Source organism: Acidovorax lacteus (genome assembly GCF_039540375.1).
In the GTDB taxonomy this organism is placed as follows: Bacteria; Pseudomonadota; Gammaproteobacteria; order Burkholderiales; family Burkholderiaceae_C; genus Acidovorax_G; species Acidovorax_G lacteus.
Window position 1 is genome coordinate 113,967 of sequence record NZ_BAABEX010000013.1, and the last position, 16,745, is coordinate 130,711.

Consider the following 16,745-nt stretch of genomic DNA (forward strand, 5'->3'; position numbering starts at 1 on the left):
GGGCGCAGGGCGCTCAGGCCATGCGGAAGCGGTTCACGCTCTCGGCCAGCGCCACGGCCTGCTCGCGCAGGTTCTCGGCGGCGGCGGCCGATTCTTCGACCAGCGAGGCGTTCTGCTGCGTCATGCGGTCCAGCTCCGACACGGCCACGTTCACCTGGGCAATGCCGTTGCTCTGCTCGCCCGTGGCGGTGGTGATTTCCTGGATCAGGCTGTGCACTTCCTGCACCGATGCGACCAGCCGGTCCATGGTCTGGCCCGCAGCGTCCACCTGCGTGGCGCCGGCTTCGACCTGCTCGACCGAGCGCTGAATGAGCTGCTTGATCTCGCGTGCGGCCTCGGCGCTGCGCTGGGCCAGACTGCGCACCTCGCCGGCCACCACGGCAAAGCCGCGACCTTGTTCACCGGCCCGTGCAGCTTCCACGGCGGCGTTCAGCGCCAGGATGTTGGTCTGGAAGGCAATGCCGTCGATCACGCCGATGATGTCGGCAATGCGGCGCGACGAGGCGCTGATGCCATTCATGGTGTCCACCACCTGCGACACGGCCTGACCGCCCTGCATGGCCACTTCGCTCGCGCTGGTGGCGGTGCTGGCGGCGCGGCGCGCGGCCTGCGCGTTCTGTGCGACCGAGCCGGTGAGCTGCTCCATGCTGGCCGCCGTTTGCTCCAGGCTCGACGCGGTGCTTTCGGTGCGGCTGCTCAGGTCCATGTTGCCGCTGGCAATCTGCTCGCTGGCCTGGGCAAGTTGGTCGGTGGTGTCGCGCACCGTGCGCAGCGTGTCGATCAGGTCGGTCTGCATGCGCTGCATGGCACGCAGCAGCTCGCTGATCTCGTCCTGGCCCTTGACGGTGATCTCCTGCGTGAGGTCGCGCTGCGAAATCGCATGCGCCACGCGAATGGCCTTGCCCAGCCCGCGCGAGACGGTGCGGTACACGCCCCGCACCATCAGCAGGTTGATGGCCAGCGCAATGCCGATGACCACGAGCGACCGCGTCAGGCTGGCGACGAAGGTGGCTCGCAGGTCGTCCACGTACACGCCCGAGCCCACCACCCAGTCCCAGGCGGCAAAGCGCTTGACGTACGAGATCTTGGGCGCAGGGTCTTGCTGGCCAGGCTTGGGCCACTGGTATTCGACGATGCCGCCGCCATCGGGTTGGCGGGCGCGGTCGCCAAACAGGCGGAAGATGGCCTTGCCGTCCGGGTCTTTGATGGCCGAGCCGTCCTTGCCGTTCAGATCGGGGCGGAAGGGGTGCATCACCACCTTGGCGTCCACCGTCTGCAGCCAGAAGTATTCGTTGCCCGAATAGCGGGCGGCCTGCAGGGCCGACAGACCCAGCTGCTGGGCCTGCTCGCGGGTGTGGGTGCCAGCTTTTTCGAGCTGCTGCGCCCAGTCGAGGATGGAGTGAGCAATCTCCACGTTCTGGCGCACGGCCATCTCGCGGCTGCTGCGGTTGAGGTGGTATTCCTCCCACAAGAAGTAGGCGGACGTGGCAATCAGGATCAGGGTGCTGACGGCGGCCATCAGGCGCAATTGGCCAGCAATCGTGAGACGGTTCATCGGATGCGGAGGCAAGAAAGACAGAGCCGACTGCACCGGCGGCCCAACGGTTGGTGTGCGAAAGCCTGCGATTGCAGCATCCTGTGGGCGGTATGGATTTGATGCGCGTCAAGAGCTTGGCGGTGTGCCGGGCGCGCCGTCTCCCGGGCGACATGCCGCTGCGCTTGGCTGCCCGGCCCGCGCCGGGCGGGCCTGGCGGGGCTCAGCCGCCCGTGCGGGCCAGGTAGCGCTTGCGCCAGAAAAGCGCCACCAGCGCCAGCGCGATCAGCCCCATGGCTCCCATGGCCCACCAGAAGCCGTCCTGCTGGTGGATGAGCGGCAGAAAGTCGAAGTTCATGCCGAAGATGCCCGCGATCAGGTTCAGCGGCAGGAACACGGCCGTGAGCGCGGTGAGCGTGCGCATGATGTCGTTGGTGCGGTTGCTCTGCACCGAAAAGTGCATCTGCACGGCGGTTTCGGTGCTCTGTTCGAGCCGCCGTACGTGGTGCACCACGCGCTCGATGTGCTCCAGCACATCGCGGCTGCGCACCTTGAGCAGGTCCCAGTCGCGCAGCCCGGCGGCGCTTTCGGGCTGGGGCCAGGTTTCGAGCGCGTCGATCCAGTCCTGCACCGCGGTGCGCTGGTCTTCGCAGATTTCGTCGAGCTGGTGCAGGGCCATGCGCGCATCGAGCAGCGCGCTCCAGTTGGAAAAGCGCGTGCGCGGGCGCAGCAGCTCGGTCTGCCAGTGGTCGAGCTGGCGCGAGAGTTCGCGGCGCAGGTCGAGGTAGCCGTCCACCATCTGGTTGACCAGGCGCAGCATCAGGTCGGCCGGGCTGGTGGGCAGGCGGTTGCCCGGCGGGGGGGCGCTGGGGCGGCCTTCGCGCGGTGGCTCGGCCGCGCTCACACCCGTGGCCAGCAGGCGCTGCACGTAGGCGTCGCGCACGGCGCAGTCGGCCGGGTGCACGGTGAGCAGCACCTGGTCGAAGACCGCAAAGCCCACGGGGCTGGTGTCGATGCGGTGCAGCACCGGCGGGCCACCGCGGCGCGGCGCTGCGGCCGGGGGCACCGGCGCGGCGCTGTGGCCGGGCGTGGCGGCGGCCAGGCGGCGGAAGACCACCAGGTCGTACTGCAGCGTGTAGTCGTAGCGCGAGGGCAGCTGTGCGTTCAGCAGATCCGACACATGCAGGTCCACCAGCTGCACACCGGCCAGCGCCTGCAGTGCGGCTTGCAGATCGGCCTGGCATTCGGCAAACACCGGGCGTGCGCAGGCCACCCACACAAAGCCCTGGGCGGGCGGCTGCTGGGGCAGGGCGGGCAGCTCCTGCACGCCACCGGCGTGCAGGTGGAAGATCCGGATACCGGCTGGATTCGGGGTCAAATCGGCCTCTCGTGCTTAGAAATCAAGCACAAGCCGCTATCGATTCAATAGCAGGCGGGCGGCGTCGCGCGCGAAGTAGGTGAGGATGCCGTCGGCCCCCGCGCGCTTGAAGGCCAGCAGGCTTTCCATCATCACCGCGTCGTGCTGCAGCCAGCCCTGGGCGGCGGCGGCCTTGAGCATCGCGTACTCGCCGCTGACCTGGTAGGCAAACGTGGGCACGCGGAACTCGTCCTTCACGCGGCGCACGATGTCCAGGTAGGGCATGCCGGGCTTGACCATGACCATGTCCGCGCCCTCGGCAATGTCCTGGCCCACCTCGCGCAGCGCTTCGTCGCTGTTGGCCGGGTCCATCTGGTAGACGTTCTTGTCGGCCTTGCCCAAAGCGCCGCGCGTGCCCACGGCGTCGCGGAAGGGGCCATAAAAGGCGCTCGCGTACTTGGCGCTGTAGGCCATGATGCGCGTGTGGATGTGGCCGTGCACTTCCAGCGCCTCGCGAATCGCGCCGATGCGGCCGTCCATCATGTCGCTGGGCGCGACGATGTCCACGCCCGCGTCGGCATGCGTGAGCGCCTGGCCGGTGAGGATCTCCACCGTCTCGTCGTTGAGGATGTAGCCGGTGTCGTCGAGCACGCCGTCCTGGCCGTGGCTGGTGTAGGGGTCCAGCGCCACGTCGGTCATCACGCCCAGGTCGGGGAATTCCTGTTTCAGCGCGCGCACCACGCGCGGGATCAGGCCCTCGGGGTTCAGCGCTTCCTTGCCGTCGGGCGTCTTGAGCGCGGGGTCAATGGCCGGAAACAGTGCCATCACCGGGATGCCCAGCGACACGCATTCTTCGGCCACGGGCAGCAGCAGATCGAGGCTCAGCCGGTCCACGCCAGGCATCGAGGCCACGGCCTCGCGGCGGCCTGTGCCTTCGTGCACGAACACCGGATAGATGAAGTCGTGCGGCGACAGGCGGTGCTCGCGCACCAGGTTGCGGGTGAACGCATCGCGGCGCAGGCGGCGCGGGCGGTTCTGCGGGAACGGGGCAGGAGAGGGCAGGTGCATGCCGAAAATTGTGCCCTATCGGCCCGCGGGGCTGGTGCGGCCATCCCGCGCACCGCCCGCGCCCTGCGGGAATCCCCGGGGTGTGCCAGCGGTGCAGCGCCTTGTGCCGTGGCGCACCCGGGTGCTACATTGGGTTCGGGCAGGCCACTGCCCCCCGCTTTTCCTCCCTGAGCGGGGCCTGGGCGAGGCGTGCACGCAGCCCGGGCTTGTCGGCCCGGCGCTCCCGCCGGGCTTTTTTTTGCGGGCCTTCCAGCCCCGCAAGGCACCCGGCGGCGCGCTTCGTTCGTACACTGCGCCCCATGCTCTGGGTCAAAGCCTTTCACATCGTCTTCGTGGCCAGCTGGTTTGCCGGCCTGTTCTATCTGCCGCGCATCTTCGTGAACCTGGCCATGGTGGCGCCGGGCTCGTCGTCGGAGCGCGAACGCCTGCTGCTCATGGCGCGCAAGCTGCTGCGCTTCACCACGCTGCTGGCCGTGCCCGCCATTGGGCTGGGCCTGTGGCTGTGGATGGGCTATGGCATCGGCCGCGGCCCGGGCAATGGCTGGATGCACGCCAAGCTGGCCGTGGTGCTGCTGGCGGTGGGTTACCACCACGCCTGCGCGGTGCTGCTGCGCAAGCTGGCCGACGGCAGCAGCCGGCGCAGCCATGTGTGGTTCCGGTGGTTCAACGAGGTGCCCGTGCTGCTGCTGACGGTGGCCGTCGTGCTGGTGGTCGTCAAGCCCTTCTGAATCGGACCGCCGCGGTGCACAAGACCTCGGCCTGGCCCCTGGCGCTGCTGTACGCGGCGCTGATCGTCTTTGCCAGCCTGTTCCCCTTCGACGGCTGGCGCGAGCAGGGCATCGACCCGCGGGTGTTTGCGTTGGCCCCGCTGCCGCCGCCGTATTGGACCTGGTTCGACGTCTCCATCAACGTGGCGGGCTATGCGCCGCTGGGTTTTTTGCTGGCGCTGGCGCTGCTGCGCACGGGTGCGCGGCGCGTGGCCGTGCCCCTGACGGCGGCTGTGGTGGCCGGTGCGCTGCTGTCGGGCGCGATGGAATTCCTGCAGATCTACCTGCCCCGGCGGGTGCCGTCCAATCTGGACTGGCTGCTCAACACCGCGGGCACATTGGCCGGGGCCGTGCTGGCCACCGGGCTGGAGCGCCTGGGTGCGCTGCAGCGCTGGAGCGACTTCCGCGCGCGCTGGTTCGTGGCCGACGCGCGCGGCGCGCTCGTGCTGCTGGCGCTGTGGCCGCTGGCGCTGCTGTTTCCAGCGGCCGTGCCCTTCGGCCTGGGCCAGGTGCGCGAGCGCTTTGAGGCCGCGCTGGCCGCCGAGCTGGAGGGCACGCCTTTTCTGGCATGGCTGCCCGTCCCGCAGGGCCCGCTGGAGCCGTTGTCGCCTGTGGGCGAGCTGTGGTGCGTGGTGCTGGGCCTGCTCATTCCGTGCCTGCTGGGCTACAGCGTGATCCGCCATGGTGGCCGCCGGGCCGTGTTTGCGCTGGTGCTGCTGGCCTTGGGCATGGGCGTGACGGCGCTGTCGGCCGCGCTGAGTTGGGGCCCGGCCCATGCCTGGGGCTGGCTGGGCGCGCCGGTGCGCGTGGGCCTGTGGGTGGCCCTGGTGCTGGCCACGCTGATGCTGGCGCTGCCGCGGCGCGCCTGCGCGGCGGTGCTGCTGCTGGTGCTGGTGTGGCACCTGGGACTGCTCAACCAGGCACCGGCCAGCGCCTATTACGCCCAGACCCTGCAGTTGTGGGAGCAGGGGCGCTTCATTCGCTTTTATGGCCTGGGGCAGTGGCTGGGATGGCTCTGGCCGCTGGTCACGCTGGGCTATGTGGTGCTGCGCATCTCCCGGCGCGACGGGGCCTAGGGCCACCCTGACACCGGCGGGGTCTGGCGCCGGTTGCGGCCGGGGCAGCGCCTAGAATCCCGCGCATGAGCGACACCCCCACCCCCCAGCCCGCGGCCGCCGACGCGCCGGGCTACTACCGCCGCCACATCTTCTTTTGCCTGAACGAGCGCACCAACGGCGAAGACAGCTGTGCCCACCACCGCGCGCAGCAGGGGTTCGACCGCTGCAAGGCCCAGGTCAAGGCCATGGGCCTGGCGGGCCCGGGCCAGGTGCGCGTGAACAAGGCGGGCTGCCTGGACCGCTGCGCGGCCGGCCCGGTGGCCGTGGTGTACCCCGAAGGCGTCTGGTACACCTATGTGGACGAAAGCGATATCGACGAGATCGTCACCTCGCACCTGCGCGATGGCCAGGTGGTCGAGCGCCTGCGCACGCCGCCGGAACTCGGCCGCTGAAACCGGGTCTGTCGCAGACCGCCCGAATCGCTTGGGGTCTTTTTGGCTGCTCGTGCTTGTTGATCAAGCACGAGCAGCTATCAAATTAATAGTAAATCTGTGAACGCCCAGACCGAACGCCTGTTGCTGCAGGGTGCCGCCGGTGCCATCGAGGCCGCCCGCGACACCGCCCTTGTGGCCGATGGTGCGGCCCCCCGCGGCGTGGCCGTCATCTCCCATCCGCACCCGCTGTTTGGCGGCACCATGGACAACAAGGTCGTGCAGACCCTGGCGCGCGCCTTCGTGCAGTGCGGCTGGACCGCCGTGCGCTTCAACTTCCGTGGCGTCGGCGGCAGCGCTGGCGCGCACGACGAGGGCCGCGGCGAGGCCGACGACCTGCTCGCGGTGGTCGAGCAGGTGGCGCCCTCCGGGCCGCTGGCCCTGGCGGGCTTCTCGTTCGGCGCCTTTGTGGCCAGCCACGGCGTGGCCCGGCTGTGGGAGTCGCGCGATCTGCGCCAAGTGGTGCTGGTGGGCACGGCGGCCAGCCGCTTTGCCGTGGCCCCGCTGCCCGCGGCGGCGCACGAGCGCACGCTGGTCGTGCACGGCGAGCACGACGACACCGTGCCGCTGGCATCGGTGATGGACTGGGCCCGCCCGCAGACCCTGCCCGTGACGGTGGTACCCGGGGGCGGCCATTTCTTCCACGGACAATTGGGGCTGCTCAAGCAGCTGGTGGTCCGCCACCTGCAGGCGCAGCCCCCGTTGGGCTGACGGGCGCAACCGCCGCATGCGCGGGCGTGCCCACCCTCTCCGGTTTTCTTTTCACTTCTTCCCCTTCTTTGTTCATGAACCGCATCCTCTCCACGCTGCGCACCCTGGCCCTGGCGCTGGTGATCGCGCCGCTGCCCCTGCTGGCATCGGCCCAGCAGCCACCCCAGCCGCCCGAAATCGCCGCCCGCAACTACCTTCTGCTGGACGTGAGTGCCGGCCAGGTGCTGGCCGCCAAAGACGTGGATGTGCCGGTGGAGCAGGCCTCGCTCACCAAGCTCATGACCGCTTACCTGGTGTTTGACGCCCTGCGCGCCAAAAAGGTGGACCTGCAGCAGAAGCTGCCCGTGAGCGTGCGCGCCTGGAAGATGCCCGGCTCGCGCATGTTCATCGACCCCAAGATGCAGGTGTCGGTGGACGACCTGCTCAAGGGCATGATCGTGCAGTCGGGCAACGACGCCACCGTGGCCCTGGCCGAAGGTGTGGGCGGCACGGTCGAGAACTTCGTCAAGCTCATGAACGACCAGGCCAAGGCCCTGGGCATGAACGGCACGAGCTACAAGAACCCCGAAGGCCTGACCGAGCCCGGCCACCTGACCACGGCACGCGATCTGGGCATCCTGGCCACACGGCTCATGAAGGACTTCCCCGAGTACCTGCACTACTACGCCACCAAGCAGTACAGCTACCCGGGCACGCCGGCCTCGAACAACACCAACCGCAACATGCTGCTGTTCCGCGATCCGAGCGTGGACGGCCTCAAGACCGGCCACACCGCGGCCGCCGGCTACTGCCTGGTGGCCACGGCCAAGCGCGACCTGCCCGGCGTGGGGCAGCGTCGCCTGCTGTCCATCGTGCTGGGCGCCGCCAGCGAAAACGCCCGCGCCAACGAGAGCCAGAAACTGCTGAACTGGGGCTACACCGCCTACGAGGGCGTGCGTGTGTTCGACGCCGGTCAGCCCGTGGCCACGCTGCCGGTGTGGAAGGGCAAGGCCGATACGCTGCGCCTGGGCCGCCCCGAAGCCATCGTGGTGGCCGTGCCCGCAGGCAGCGCGGGCAAGGTCACGACCGAGATCACCCGCCCCGATCCGCTGGTCGCGCCCTTCACCAAAGGCCAGACCGTGGGGCAGCTCAAGGTCAAGCTGGGCGACCAGGTGCTGGTCGAAACCCCGATCCTGGCGCTCGACACCGTCGAGCAGGCCGGCCTGCTGGGCCGCGCCTGGGACGCCATCCGCCTCTGGATCAAGTAAGCGCCGATGCCTTCAGCGCCCAGCCCGGTGGGCGCAGGGCGGGTGGGCGGTAGCTGGTTGCAGCCGAATCCGCCTGCGGGCAACCAGCCCGCGGCCGGTTGCTCGCAATCGCAGCGGGCGGGCTGCGGTGCTCACGGCCGCAAACCCCTTGCCAAGGCCGTCGCTTGCCCCCCAAAGCCCTTCCTGCTACATTGGAGGGCTTTTCGGAATTTCCGAAGGGATTCACGTTTTCGCTTTTTCACGAAGCATTCACGTTTAGGGACGTATTCAATGCCAACCATTAACCAGCTCGTGCGTCAGGGGCGCGAGGTCGAAAAGACCAAGTCCAAGAGCCCCGCGATGCAAAACTCTCCCCAGCGCCGTGGCGTGTGCACCCGTGTGTACACCACGACGCCCAAGAAGCCGAACTCCGCTCTGCGGAAGGTCGCCAAGGTGCGCCTGACCAACGGTTTCGAGGTCATCTCCTACATCGGCGGTGAAGGCCACAACCTGCAGGAACACTCTGTGGTGCTCGTGCGCGGCGGCCGTGTGAAGGATCTGCCCGGTGTGCGTTACCACATCGTGCGCGGCTCGCTCGACCTGCAAGGCGTGAAGGATCGCAAGCAGGCGCGCTCCAAGTACGGTGCGAAGAAGCCCAAGGCCAAGTAAGCCCTGGTCCTGTTCGGATCTGCAAGTTTTTCGGTGCTGTTCCCCGCGTGGCGCGGTGTGCAGCGTAGTGACCCCAAACGCAGGCGTTCTGCGCGGGTCGAGTAAGTGGGAGTCCTGGATTGGCTCTCGCGGTGCCGGAAACGGTGCCAACTGAAGCAAAGATAGAGGTAAAAAATGCCACGTCGTCGCGAAGTCCCCAAACGTGAAATCCTGCCGGATCCCAAGTTCGGCAATGTCGAGCTGTCCAAATTCATGAACGTGATCATGGAAGGCGGCAAAAAGGCGGTTGCAGAGCGCATCATTTACGGTGCCCTGGAACTGATTCAGAAGAAGCATCCCGACAAGGACCCCCTCGAGGCGTTCACCGTTGCCATCAACAACGTGAAGCCGATGGTGGAAGTGAAGTCCCGCCGCGTCGGTGGTGCCAACTACCAGGTGCCCGTCGAAGTGCGTCCCGTGCGTCGTCTGGCCCTGTCGATGCGCTGGATCAAGGAAGCTGCCCGCAAGCGCGGCGAGAAGTCCATGGCCCAGCGCCTGGCCAACGAGCTGCTCGAGGCCACCGAAGGCCGTGGCGGCGCCATGAAGAAGCGTGACGAAGTGCACCGCATGGCCGAAGCCAACAAGGCATTCAGCCACTTCCGCTTCTAAACACCGTCCACCACCTCAGAGGCTGAAGCCCGACTCGTCATTTTGGCGGGCGGGCTTTCCGCCGTTAACGGAGTATTTCAAATGGCTCGCAAGACCCCCATCGAGCGCTACCGCAACATCGGTATCTCGGCCCACATCGACGCCGGCAAGACGACCACCACCGAGCGCATCCTGTTCTACACGGGCGTGAACCACAAGATCGGTGAAGTGCACGACGGCGCTGCCACCATGGACTGGATGGAGCAGGAGCAAGAGCGCGGCATCACGATCACCTCGGCTGCCACGACTTGTTTCTGGAAGGGCATGGACATGTCCTACCCCGAGCACCGCTTCAACATCATCGACACCCCCGGCCACGTGGACTTCACCATTGAGGTGGAGCGTTCCATGCGCGTGCTGGACGGCGCCTGCATGGTGTACTGCGCCGTGGGTGGCGTGCAGCCCCAGTCGGAAACCGTCTGGCGCCAGGCCAACAAGTACAAGGTGCCCCGTCTGGCCTTCGTGAACAAGATGGACCGCACCGGCGCCAACTTCTTCAAGGTCTATGACCAGATGCGTCTGCGCCTGAAGGCCAACCCCGTGCCCGTGGTGATCCCCATCGGTGCCGAAGACAACTTCAAGGGCGTGGTCGATCTGCTCAAGATGAAGGCCATCATCTGGGACGAAGCCTCCCAGGGCATGAAGTTCGACTACCAGGACATCCCCGCAGATCTGGTTGAGTCGGCCAAGGAGTGGCGCGAGAAGATGGTCGAGGCTGCTGCCGAAGCGTCTGAAGACCTGATGAACAAGTACCTGGAAGAAGGCGATCTGTCGGAAGAAGAGATCAAGCTCGGCCTGCGTACGCGCACCATCGCGACCGAAATCCAGCCCATGCTGTGCGGCACCGCGTTCAAGAACAAGGGTGTGCAGCGCATGCTGGACGCCGTGATCGACTACCTGCCTTCGCCCGTGGACATTCCCCCGGTGGCCGGTACCGACGAAGACGAGAAGGAAACCAGCCGCAAGGCCGACGACGGCGAGAAGTTCTCGGCGCTGGCGTTCAAGCTGATGACCGACCCGTTCGTCGGCCAGCTGACCTTCGTGCGCGTGTACTCGGGCGTGCTCTCCAAGGGCGACACCGTGTTCAACCCCGTCAAGGGCAAGAAAGAGCGCATCGGCCGTATCGTGCAGATGCACGCCAACGAGCGTCAGGAAGTGGACGAAATCCGTGCCGGCGACATCGCCGCGTGCGTGGGCCTGAAGGAAGTGACCACGGGTGAAACCCTGTGCGATCCCGATGCGATCGTGACGCTGGAGCGCATGGTGTTCCCCGAGCCCGTGATCCGCCAGGCTGTGGAACCCAAGACCAAGGCCGACCAGGAAAAGATGGGTATCGCGCTGCAGCGCCTGGCCTCGGAAGATCCGTCGTTCCGCGTGAACACCGACGAGGAATCCGGCCAGACCATCATCGCCGGCATGGGCGAGCTGCACCTCGAAATCATCGTGGACCGCATGAAGCGCGAATTCGGCGTGGAAGCCAACGTGGGCAAGCCCCAGGTGGCCTACCGCGAAACCATCCGCAAGAGCGCCACTGATGTCGAAGGCAAGTTCGTGCGCCAGTCGGGCGGTAAGGGCCAGTACGGTCACGTGGTGTTCACCGTGGAGCCGAACGAGCAGGGCAAGGGCTTTGAGTTCGTGGACGCGATCAAGGGCGGTGTGGTGCCGCGCGAGTACATCCCGGCAGTGGAAAAGGGCGTGATCGAAGCCCTGAACACCGGCGTGCTGGCTGGCTATCCCGTGGTGGATGTGAAGGTCACGCTGACCTTCGGTTCGTACCACGATGTGGACTCGTCCGAGCAAGCGTTCAAGATGGCCGCCATCTTCGGCTTCAAGGAAGGCTGCAAGAAGGCCAGCCCCGTGATCCTTGAGCCCATGATGGCCGTTGAAGTCGAAACGCCCGAAGACTACGCCGGCAACGTGATGGGCGACCTGTCGTCCCGCCGTGGCATGGTGCAGGGCATGGACGACATGCCCGGCGGTGGCAAGACCATCAAGGCCGAAGTGCCGCTGTCGGAAATGTTCGGCTACTCGACCACGTTGCGCTCGATGTCGCAAGGCCGCGCCACGTACACGATGGAGTTCAAGCACTACAGCGAAGCTCCGCGCAACGTGTCCGAGGCGATCATCGCCGCACGCGCCAAGTAACTGGCTTCGCCCGTGCCCCCATGGGGCCGGGCGTCTTTCTTTCCTGTCTGCGATCCGGTGCCGCCCTGTTCCCGTGCGGGGCGAACCAGCAACCGGATGCAGACATTAAACCGCACACGGGAACGCTCTTTACTGGAGAATTGAAATGGCAAAAGGCAAGTTTGAACGTACCAAGCCGCACGTGAACGTGGGCACGATCGGTCACGTGGACCATGGCAAGACGACGCTGACGGCGGCGATCGCCACGGTGCTGTCGAGCAAGTTCGGCGGCGAAGCCAAGAAGTACGACGAAATCGACGCAGCACCTGAAGAAAAGGCCCGCGGCATCACCATCAACACCGCCCACGTGGAATACGAAACGGCCAATCGCCACTACGCCCACGTGGACTGCCCTGGCCACGCCGACTACGTCAAGAACATGATTACCGGTGCCGCCCAGATGGACGGCGCCATCCTGGTGTGCTCGGCCGCTGACGGCCCGATGCCCCAGACCCGCGAGCACATCCTGCTGGCCCGCCAAGTGGGCGTGCCCTACATCATCGTGTTCCTGAACAAGTGCGACATGGTGGACGACGAAGAACTGCTCGAACTCGTCGAAATGGAAGTGCGTGAACTGCTGGACAAGTACGACTTCCCCGGCGATGCCACCCCCATCATCCGCGGCTCGGCCAAGATGGCCCTGGAAGGCGACAAGGGCAAGCTCGGCGAAGAAGCCATCATGAAGCTCGCCGAAGCCCTGGACACCTACATCCCCACGCCCGAGCGCGCAGTGGATGGCACCTTCCTGATGCCCGTGGAAGATGTGTTCTCGATCTCCGGTCGCGGCACCGTGGTGACCGGTCGTGTCGAGCGCGGCGTGATCAAGGTCGGTGAAGAAATCGAAATCGTGGGCATCCGCGACACGCAAAAGACCACCTGCACCGGCGTGGAAATGTTCCGCAAGCTGCTGGACCAAGGCCAAGCTGGCGACAACGTCGGCCTGCTGCTGCGCGGCACCAAGCGTGAAGAAGTCGAGCGCGGTCAAGTGCTGTGCAAGCCTGGCTCCATCAAGCCGCACACCCACTTCACGGCAGAGGTGTACGTGCTGTCAAAGGACGAAGGCGGCCGCCACACCCCCTTCTTCAACAACTACCGTCCCCAGTTCTACTTCCGCACGACCGACGTGACGGGCGCGATCGAGCTGCCGGCCGACAAGGAAATGGTGATGCCTGGCGACAACGTGTCCATCACGGTGAAGCTGATCAACCCCATCGCCATGGAAGAAGGTCTGCGCTTCGCTATCCGCGAAGGCGGCCGTACCGTGGGCGCTGGCGTTGTGGCCAAGATCCTCGCCTAATTGATCCAACGGAGGGGTATAGCTCAATTGGCAGAGCGTCGGTCTCCAAAACCGAAGGTTGTAGGTTCGATTCCTACTGCCCCTGCCACCTAAAAAGGTGGAAAAAAGCAAAGCCCGCCCTCTGGCGGGCTTGCGTGTCTTGGCGAATCAACTGTTTGCAGCCTTTAGTAGTCTTCCAATGAGCACATCGCAAGTTGAAACGGTTAGCAGCGGGGCCGATAAGGCCAAGCTGGCCGTCGTGATCGCCCTGGTGCTGGCATCCGTGGCGGGCTTTTATCTGCTTGCCAAGCAGGGTGTTTGGGTGCAGTGGGCAGCCCTCATTGTCGGGCTTGCGGTAGCGGCTGGCGTGTTCCTGGTGTCTGAGCCTGGTAAGCAGTTCGTTGCTTTTGCAAAGGACTCTTGGAAAGAGGTCAAGAAAGTCGTCTGGCCGACCCGCAAAGAGACGATGCAGATGACGGCGTATGTGTTCGCATTCGTCGTGGTGATGGCGCTCTTTCTTTGGTTGACTGACAAGACGCTTGAGTGGGTTCTGTACGACTTGATTCTCGGTTGGAGGAAGTAATGTCGCCTGAATTGGAAGCGGGAAATCCGGTGACCGCCGCGTCGACTCAGGCCTCGAATCCTGATTTGCGCTGGTACATCGTCCATGCCTATTCGGGCATGGAAAAAGCTGTCGAACGCAACATCCAAGAGCGAATTGCGCGCTCGGGCATGCAGCAGAAGTTTGGTCGCATTCTCGTGCCCACCGAAGAAGTCGTGGAAATGAAGAACGGTCAACGCAAGACGACCGAGCGACGCCTTTTCCCTGGCTATGTCTTCGTTGAAATGGTCATGGACGACGACACGTGGCACTTGGTGAAGCACACCAGCAAGGTCACGGGTTTCGTTGGCGGGGCTAAGAATCGACCTGCTCCTATTTCGGAAGAAGAAGTCCAAAAGATCGTCAACCAGATCCAGGAAGGGACTGATCGGCCGCGCCACAAGATCGAATTCATGGTTGGCGAGCTGGTGCGTGTCAAGGAAGGCCCCTTCACGGACTTCAACGGCTCTGTGGAAGAGGTCAACTACGAAAAGAACCGGCTGCGTGTGTCGGTCATGATTTTTGGTCGCTCCACGCCCGTGGAGCTGGAGTTCGCTCAGGTCGAGAAGACCTGACCGAAAGCACCTTACTCGGCTCGGTGCCCACAAGAGCCGTTGATTTCCGGGGAGCCTGCATCTTGTGAGGCGCTAGTACCCGGCAGGAGTGTCAAGCATGGCGAAAAAGATCGTCGGCTTTATCAAGCTGCAAGTGCCAGCAGGTAAGGCCAATCCCTCTCCCCCGATCGGTCCCGCTCTGGGTCAGCGCGGCCTCAACATCATGGAGTTCTGCAAGGCGTTCAACGCCCAGACCCAAGGTGTGGAGCCTGGCTTGCCGCTGCCAGTGGTGATCACGGCTTTTGCTGACAAGAGCTTCACCTTCATCATCAAGACCCCCCCCGCTACGACGCTGATCAAGAAGGCGATCAAGCTGGAAAAGGGCTCTTCGAATGCTTTGAAGATCAAGGTCGGCAAGATCACCCGCGCACAGCTGGAAGAAATCGCCAAGACCAAGCTGAAGGACATGAACGCAGCCGATGTGGACGCCGCAGTGCGTACGTTGGCCGGCTCGGCCCGCTCGATGGGCGTGACGGTGGAGGGTCTCTAAATGGCAAAGCTCACGAAGAAGCAAAAGGCCCTGCAAGGCAAGGTGGACAGCACGAAGCTGTACGCACTGGGCGAGGCCCTGGCCTTGGTCAAGGAAGCTGCAACGGCCAAGTTCGACGAGTCGATCGACGTTGCTGTGCAACTGGGTATCGACGCCAAGAAGTCGGACCAAGTGGTACGTGGCGCCGTGGTGCTGCCCCATGGTACGGGCAAGACGACCCGCGTGGCGGTCTTCGCGCAGGGCGCAAAGGCTGAAGAAGCCAAGGCTGCCGGTGCAGACGTCGTTGGCATGGACGATCTTGCCGCTCGCGTGAAGGCTGGCGACATGCCGTTCGACGTGGTCATCGCAGCCCCGGACGCCATGCGCGTGGTGGGTACTCTGGGTCAGATTCTGGGCCCCCGTGGCCTGATGCCGAACCCCAAGGTCGGTACGGTGACGCCCGATGTGGCTACTGCTGTCAAGAATGCAAAGGCGGGTCAGGTGCAGTTCCGTGTGGACAAGGCCGGTATCGTGCATTCGACCATCGGCCGACGCTCATTCGAGAACGACAAGCTGCAGGGCAACCTGTCGGCTCTGATCGAAGCGTTGAACAAGGCCAAGCCTGCTTCGAGCAAGGGCCTGTACCTGCGCAAGGTGGCGGTGTCTTCGACCATGGGCCTGGGTGTTCGCGTGGATACCCAATCCATTGCAGCGTAAGCGTTGTGAATCTTGAGGTGCCCATGTGGCGCCTCAGTGGTGGGCCGGCCTCGATATGGGGCTGGGCCATCCAAGACCGCTGGTGCATGGCTTGCCATGCTTAATGTGTAAACGCCAGCGCAGATGGCGATCCCGCTGCAGATGGATGAAATCCTCAACAGTTGGTCGCTGCAACAAGAGCGTGTCAAACGGTGCAAACCGGAAGACACATACGAAGGAGTAGACCTTGAGTCTGAATCGCAGTGAGAAAGAAGCGGTCATCAACGAAGTGACCAGCCTCGCCGCTAAAGCTCAAACGCTCGTGATCGCGGAATACCGTGGCATCACGGTGGCCGACATGACCAAACTGCGCGTCGAAGCTCGCAGCAAGGGTGTGAGCCTGAGTGTTCTCAAGAACACGCTGGCCCGCCGTGCTGTGGCTGGAAGTCAGTTTGACGTGGTGGCCGACCAGATGACTGGTCCGCTGATCTATGGCTTCTCTGAAGACGCAGTGGCCGCCGCCAAGGTGGTGGCCGATTTCGCGAAGACCAACGACAAGCTGGTCATTCGTGGTGGCGCCTTCGCGGGTAAAGCCCTGGATGTGAACGGCGTGAAGCAATTGGCCAACATCCCCTCGAAAGAGGTGCTGCTGGCCCAGCTGTGTGGCTTGCTCAAGTCGCCGATCTCCCGCACCGCCGTGGTGCTGGGTGCCTTGGCGGCGAAAAAGGGCGAAGGCGAACCTGCCGCAGCGTGAAGCTGGGTATTCGTCCGACCTGTATCAACCAATTGTTAGGAAATCAAAATGGCATTCGATAAAGACGCATTTCTGACGGCTCTGGACAGCATGACCGTCATGGAACTCAATGACCTGGTGAAGGCCATTGAAGAGAAATTTGGCGTGAGCGCTGCTGCCATGGCCGCTCCCGCTGCCGGTGGTGCTGCTGGTGGTGGTGCTGCTGCAGCCGAAGAGAAGACGGAATTCAACGTCGTGCTGGCCGATGCTGGTGCCAACAAGGTGGCCGTCATCAAGGCCGTGCGCGAAATCACCGGTCTGGGCCTCAAGGAAGCCAAGGATCTGGTGGACGGCGCACCGAAGAACGTCAAGGAAGGCATCGCCAAGGCCGACGCCGAAGCCGCTGTCAAGAAGCTGGTGGAAGCCGGCGCCAAGGCCGAACTCAAGTAATTCGGTCTCTATCAAGGGCTGGAGTGCTCCGCAAGGGCCTCCAGCCTTTGGCGCTTTCAGAGTCCACTCGAAAACCAGGCCAATCTCCTGGTTTTCGAGTGTCTTCTGACAATCCCGACAGCAGAAGACGCCTTGGTTCGGGCGATGTGCAACG

Annotated in this window: 18 protein-coding genes and 1 tRNA gene; 16 read left to right on the forward strand and 3 right to left on the reverse strand. The window is 64.7% G+C overall.

The window, feature by feature from the left end; all coding sequences use genetic code 11:
- Positions 1–13 precede the first annotated feature (13 nt).
- The 3 genes from ABD866_RS09905 to hemB form a co-directional block, all read right to left on the reverse strand.
- Positions 14–1,555: a methyl-accepting chemotaxis protein gene (locus ABD866_RS09905; protein WP_345064030.1), complete on the reverse strand. Its 1,542-nt coding sequence runs from the start codon at positions 1,553–1,555 to the stop codon at positions 14–16.
- A gap of 202 nt (positions 1,556–1,757) precedes the next feature.
- Positions 1,758–2,891 (reverse strand): magnesium transporter CorA family protein, encoded by a 1,134-nt coding sequence (locus ABD866_RS09910; protein WP_425549577.1) that lies wholly within the window; start codon positions 2,889–2,891, stop codon positions 1,758–1,760.
- A 57-nt stretch (positions 2,892–2,948) separates the two neighbouring features.
- Entirely contained in the window at positions 2,949–3,959 is a 1,011-nt protein-coding gene (gene hemB, locus ABD866_RS09915) for a porphobilinogen synthase (RefSeq protein WP_345064036.1), read from the reverse strand.
- A gap of 299 nt (positions 3,960–4,258) precedes the next feature.
- Here hemB and ABD866_RS09920 point away from each other — a divergent pair, with 299 nt between their 5' ends.
- The 16 genes from ABD866_RS09920 to rplL all read left to right on the forward strand — a co-directional run bounded on the left by ABD866_RS09920 (position 4,259) and on the right by rplL (position 16,591).
- Positions 4,259–4,687, forward strand: coding sequence for a CopD family protein (locus ABD866_RS09920; RefSeq protein WP_345064039.1), 429 nt, complete (start codon positions 4,259–4,261; stop codon positions 4,685–4,687).
- Between the two features lie 14 nt (positions 4,688–4,701).
- Positions 4,702–5,802, forward strand: a complete 1,101-nt coding sequence (locus ABD866_RS09925) for a VanZ family protein (RefSeq protein WP_345064042.1) — start codon at positions 4,702–4,704, stop codon at positions 5,800–5,802.
- A gap of 65 nt (positions 5,803–5,867) precedes the next feature.
- A complete protein-coding gene (locus ABD866_RS09930) occupies positions 5,868–6,236 on the forward strand; it encodes a (2Fe-2S) ferredoxin domain-containing protein (protein WP_345064045.1) in 369 nt (122 codons plus the stop codon).
- Between the two features lie 99 nt (positions 6,237–6,335).
- On the forward strand, positions 6,336–6,986 hold the full coding sequence (locus tag ABD866_RS09935) for an alpha/beta hydrolase (RefSeq protein ID WP_345064048.1): 651 nt from the start codon (positions 6,336–6,338) through the stop codon (positions 6,984–6,986).
- Positions 6,987–7,060: 74 nt separating this feature from the next.
- Positions 7,061–8,233: a D-alanyl-D-alanine carboxypeptidase family protein gene (locus ABD866_RS09940; protein ID WP_345064051.1), complete on the forward strand. Its 1,173-nt coding sequence runs from the start codon at positions 7,061–7,063 to the stop codon at positions 8,231–8,233.
- A gap of 270 nt (positions 8,234–8,503) precedes the next feature.
- Positions 8,504–8,881, forward strand: coding sequence for a 30S ribosomal protein S12 (rpsL, locus tag ABD866_RS09945; RefSeq protein WP_198971880.1), 378 nt, complete (start codon positions 8,504–8,506; stop codon positions 8,879–8,881).
- Between the two features lie 174 nt (positions 8,882–9,055).
- Positions 9,056–9,529, forward strand: coding sequence for a 30S ribosomal protein S7 (rpsG, locus tag ABD866_RS09950; protein ID WP_345064057.1), 474 nt, complete (start codon positions 9,056–9,058; stop codon positions 9,527–9,529).
- Between the two features lie 81 nt (positions 9,530–9,610).
- Positions 9,611–11,713 carry an elongation factor G gene (fusA, locus tag ABD866_RS09955; protein WP_345064061.1) on the forward strand — a complete coding sequence of 701 codons (2,103 nt, stop codon included), beginning with the start codon at positions 9,611–9,613 and terminating at the stop codon, positions 11,711–11,713.
- A gap of 145 nt (positions 11,714–11,858) precedes the next feature.
- Positions 11,859–13,049, forward strand: coding sequence for an elongation factor Tu (tuf, locus tag ABD866_RS09960; RefSeq protein ID WP_345064064.1), 1,191 nt, complete (start codon positions 11,859–11,861; stop codon positions 13,047–13,049).
- Positions 13,050–13,061: 12 nt separating this feature from the next.
- Positions 13,062–13,137: transfer RNA gene (locus tag ABD866_RS09965), tRNA-Trp, on the forward strand.
- Between the two features lie 90 nt (positions 13,138–13,227).
- Complete coding sequence (secE, locus tag ABD866_RS09970) at positions 13,228–13,611, forward strand: preprotein translocase subunit SecE (protein ID WP_345064067.1); 384 nt, start codon at positions 13,228–13,230, stop codon at positions 13,609–13,611.
- Positions 13,611–14,204 carry a transcription termination/antitermination protein NusG gene (gene nusG, locus ABD866_RS09975; RefSeq protein WP_345064070.1) on the forward strand — a complete coding sequence of 198 codons (594 nt, stop codon included), beginning with the start codon at positions 13,611–13,613 and terminating at the stop codon, positions 14,202–14,204. Before secE ends, nusG begins: the two co-directional genes overlap by 1 nt.
- A gap of 97 nt (positions 14,205–14,301) precedes the next feature.
- Positions 14,302–14,733, forward strand: a complete 432-nt coding sequence (gene rplK / locus ABD866_RS09980; RefSeq protein WP_345064072.1) for a 50S ribosomal protein L11 — start codon at positions 14,302–14,304, stop codon at positions 14,731–14,733.
- Positions 14,734–15,429 (forward strand): 50S ribosomal protein L1, encoded by a 696-nt coding sequence (rplA, locus tag ABD866_RS09985; protein ID WP_345064075.1) that lies wholly within the window; start codon positions 14,734–14,736, stop codon positions 15,427–15,429.
- Positions 15,430–15,655: 226 nt separating this feature from the next.
- On the forward strand, positions 15,656–16,162 hold the full coding sequence (gene rplJ, locus ABD866_RS09990) for a 50S ribosomal protein L10 (RefSeq protein WP_345064078.1): 507 nt from the start codon (positions 15,656–15,658) through the stop codon (positions 16,160–16,162).
- A gap of 48 nt (positions 16,163–16,210) precedes the next feature.
- Entirely contained in the window at positions 16,211–16,591 is a 381-nt protein-coding gene (gene rplL, locus ABD866_RS09995; RefSeq protein WP_345064080.1) for a 50S ribosomal protein L7/L12, read from the forward strand.
- Positions 16,592–16,745 lie beyond the last annotated feature (154 nt).

Coding starts and splice junctions, on each gene's coding strand:
- nusG (WP_345064070.1), top strand. CDS start 13,611: ATGTCGCCTGAATTGGAAGCGGGAAATCCGGTGACCGCCGCGTCGACT.
- ABD866_RS09920 (WP_345064039.1), top strand. CDS start 4,259: ATGCTCTGGGTCAAAGCCTTTCACATCGTCTTCGTGGCCAGCTGGTTT.
- tuf (WP_345064064.1), top strand. CDS start 11,859: ATGGCAAAAGGCAAGTTTGAACGTACCAAGCCGCACGTGAACGTGGGC.
- rplK (WP_345064072.1), top strand. CDS start 14,302: ATGGCGAAAAAGATCGTCGGCTTTATCAAGCTGCAAGTGCCAGCAGGT.
- hemB (WP_345064036.1), bottom strand. CDS start 3,959: ATGCACCTGCCCTCTCCTGCCCCGTTCCCGCAGAACCGCCCGCGCCGC.
- ABD866_RS09940 (WP_345064051.1), top strand. CDS start 7,061: ATGAACCGCATCCTCTCCACGCTGCGCACCCTGGCCCTGGCGCTGGTG.
- ABD866_RS09930 (WP_345064045.1), top strand. CDS start 5,868: ATGAGCGACACCCCCACCCCCCAGCCCGCGGCCGCCGACGCGCCGGGC.
- fusA (WP_345064061.1), top strand. CDS start 9,611: ATGGCTCGCAAGACCCCCATCGAGCGCTACCGCAACATCGGTATCTCG.
- rpsG (WP_345064057.1), top strand. CDS start 9,056: ATGCCACGTCGTCGCGAAGTCCCCAAACGTGAAATCCTGCCGGATCCC.
- rplL (WP_345064080.1), top strand. CDS start 16,211: ATGGCATTCGATAAAGACGCATTTCTGACGGCTCTGGACAGCATGACC.
- rpsL (WP_198971880.1), top strand. CDS start 8,504: ATGCCAACCATTAACCAGCTCGTGCGTCAGGGGCGCGAGGTCGAAAAG.
- rplA (WP_345064075.1), top strand. CDS start 14,734: ATGGCAAAGCTCACGAAGAAGCAAAAGGCCCTGCAAGGCAAGGTGGAC.
- secE (WP_345064067.1), top strand. CDS start 13,228: ATGAGCACATCGCAAGTTGAAACGGTTAGCAGCGGGGCCGATAAGGCC.
- ABD866_RS09905 (WP_345064030.1), bottom strand. CDS start 1,555: ATGAACCGTCTCACGATTGCTGGCCAATTGCGCCTGATGGCCGCCGTC.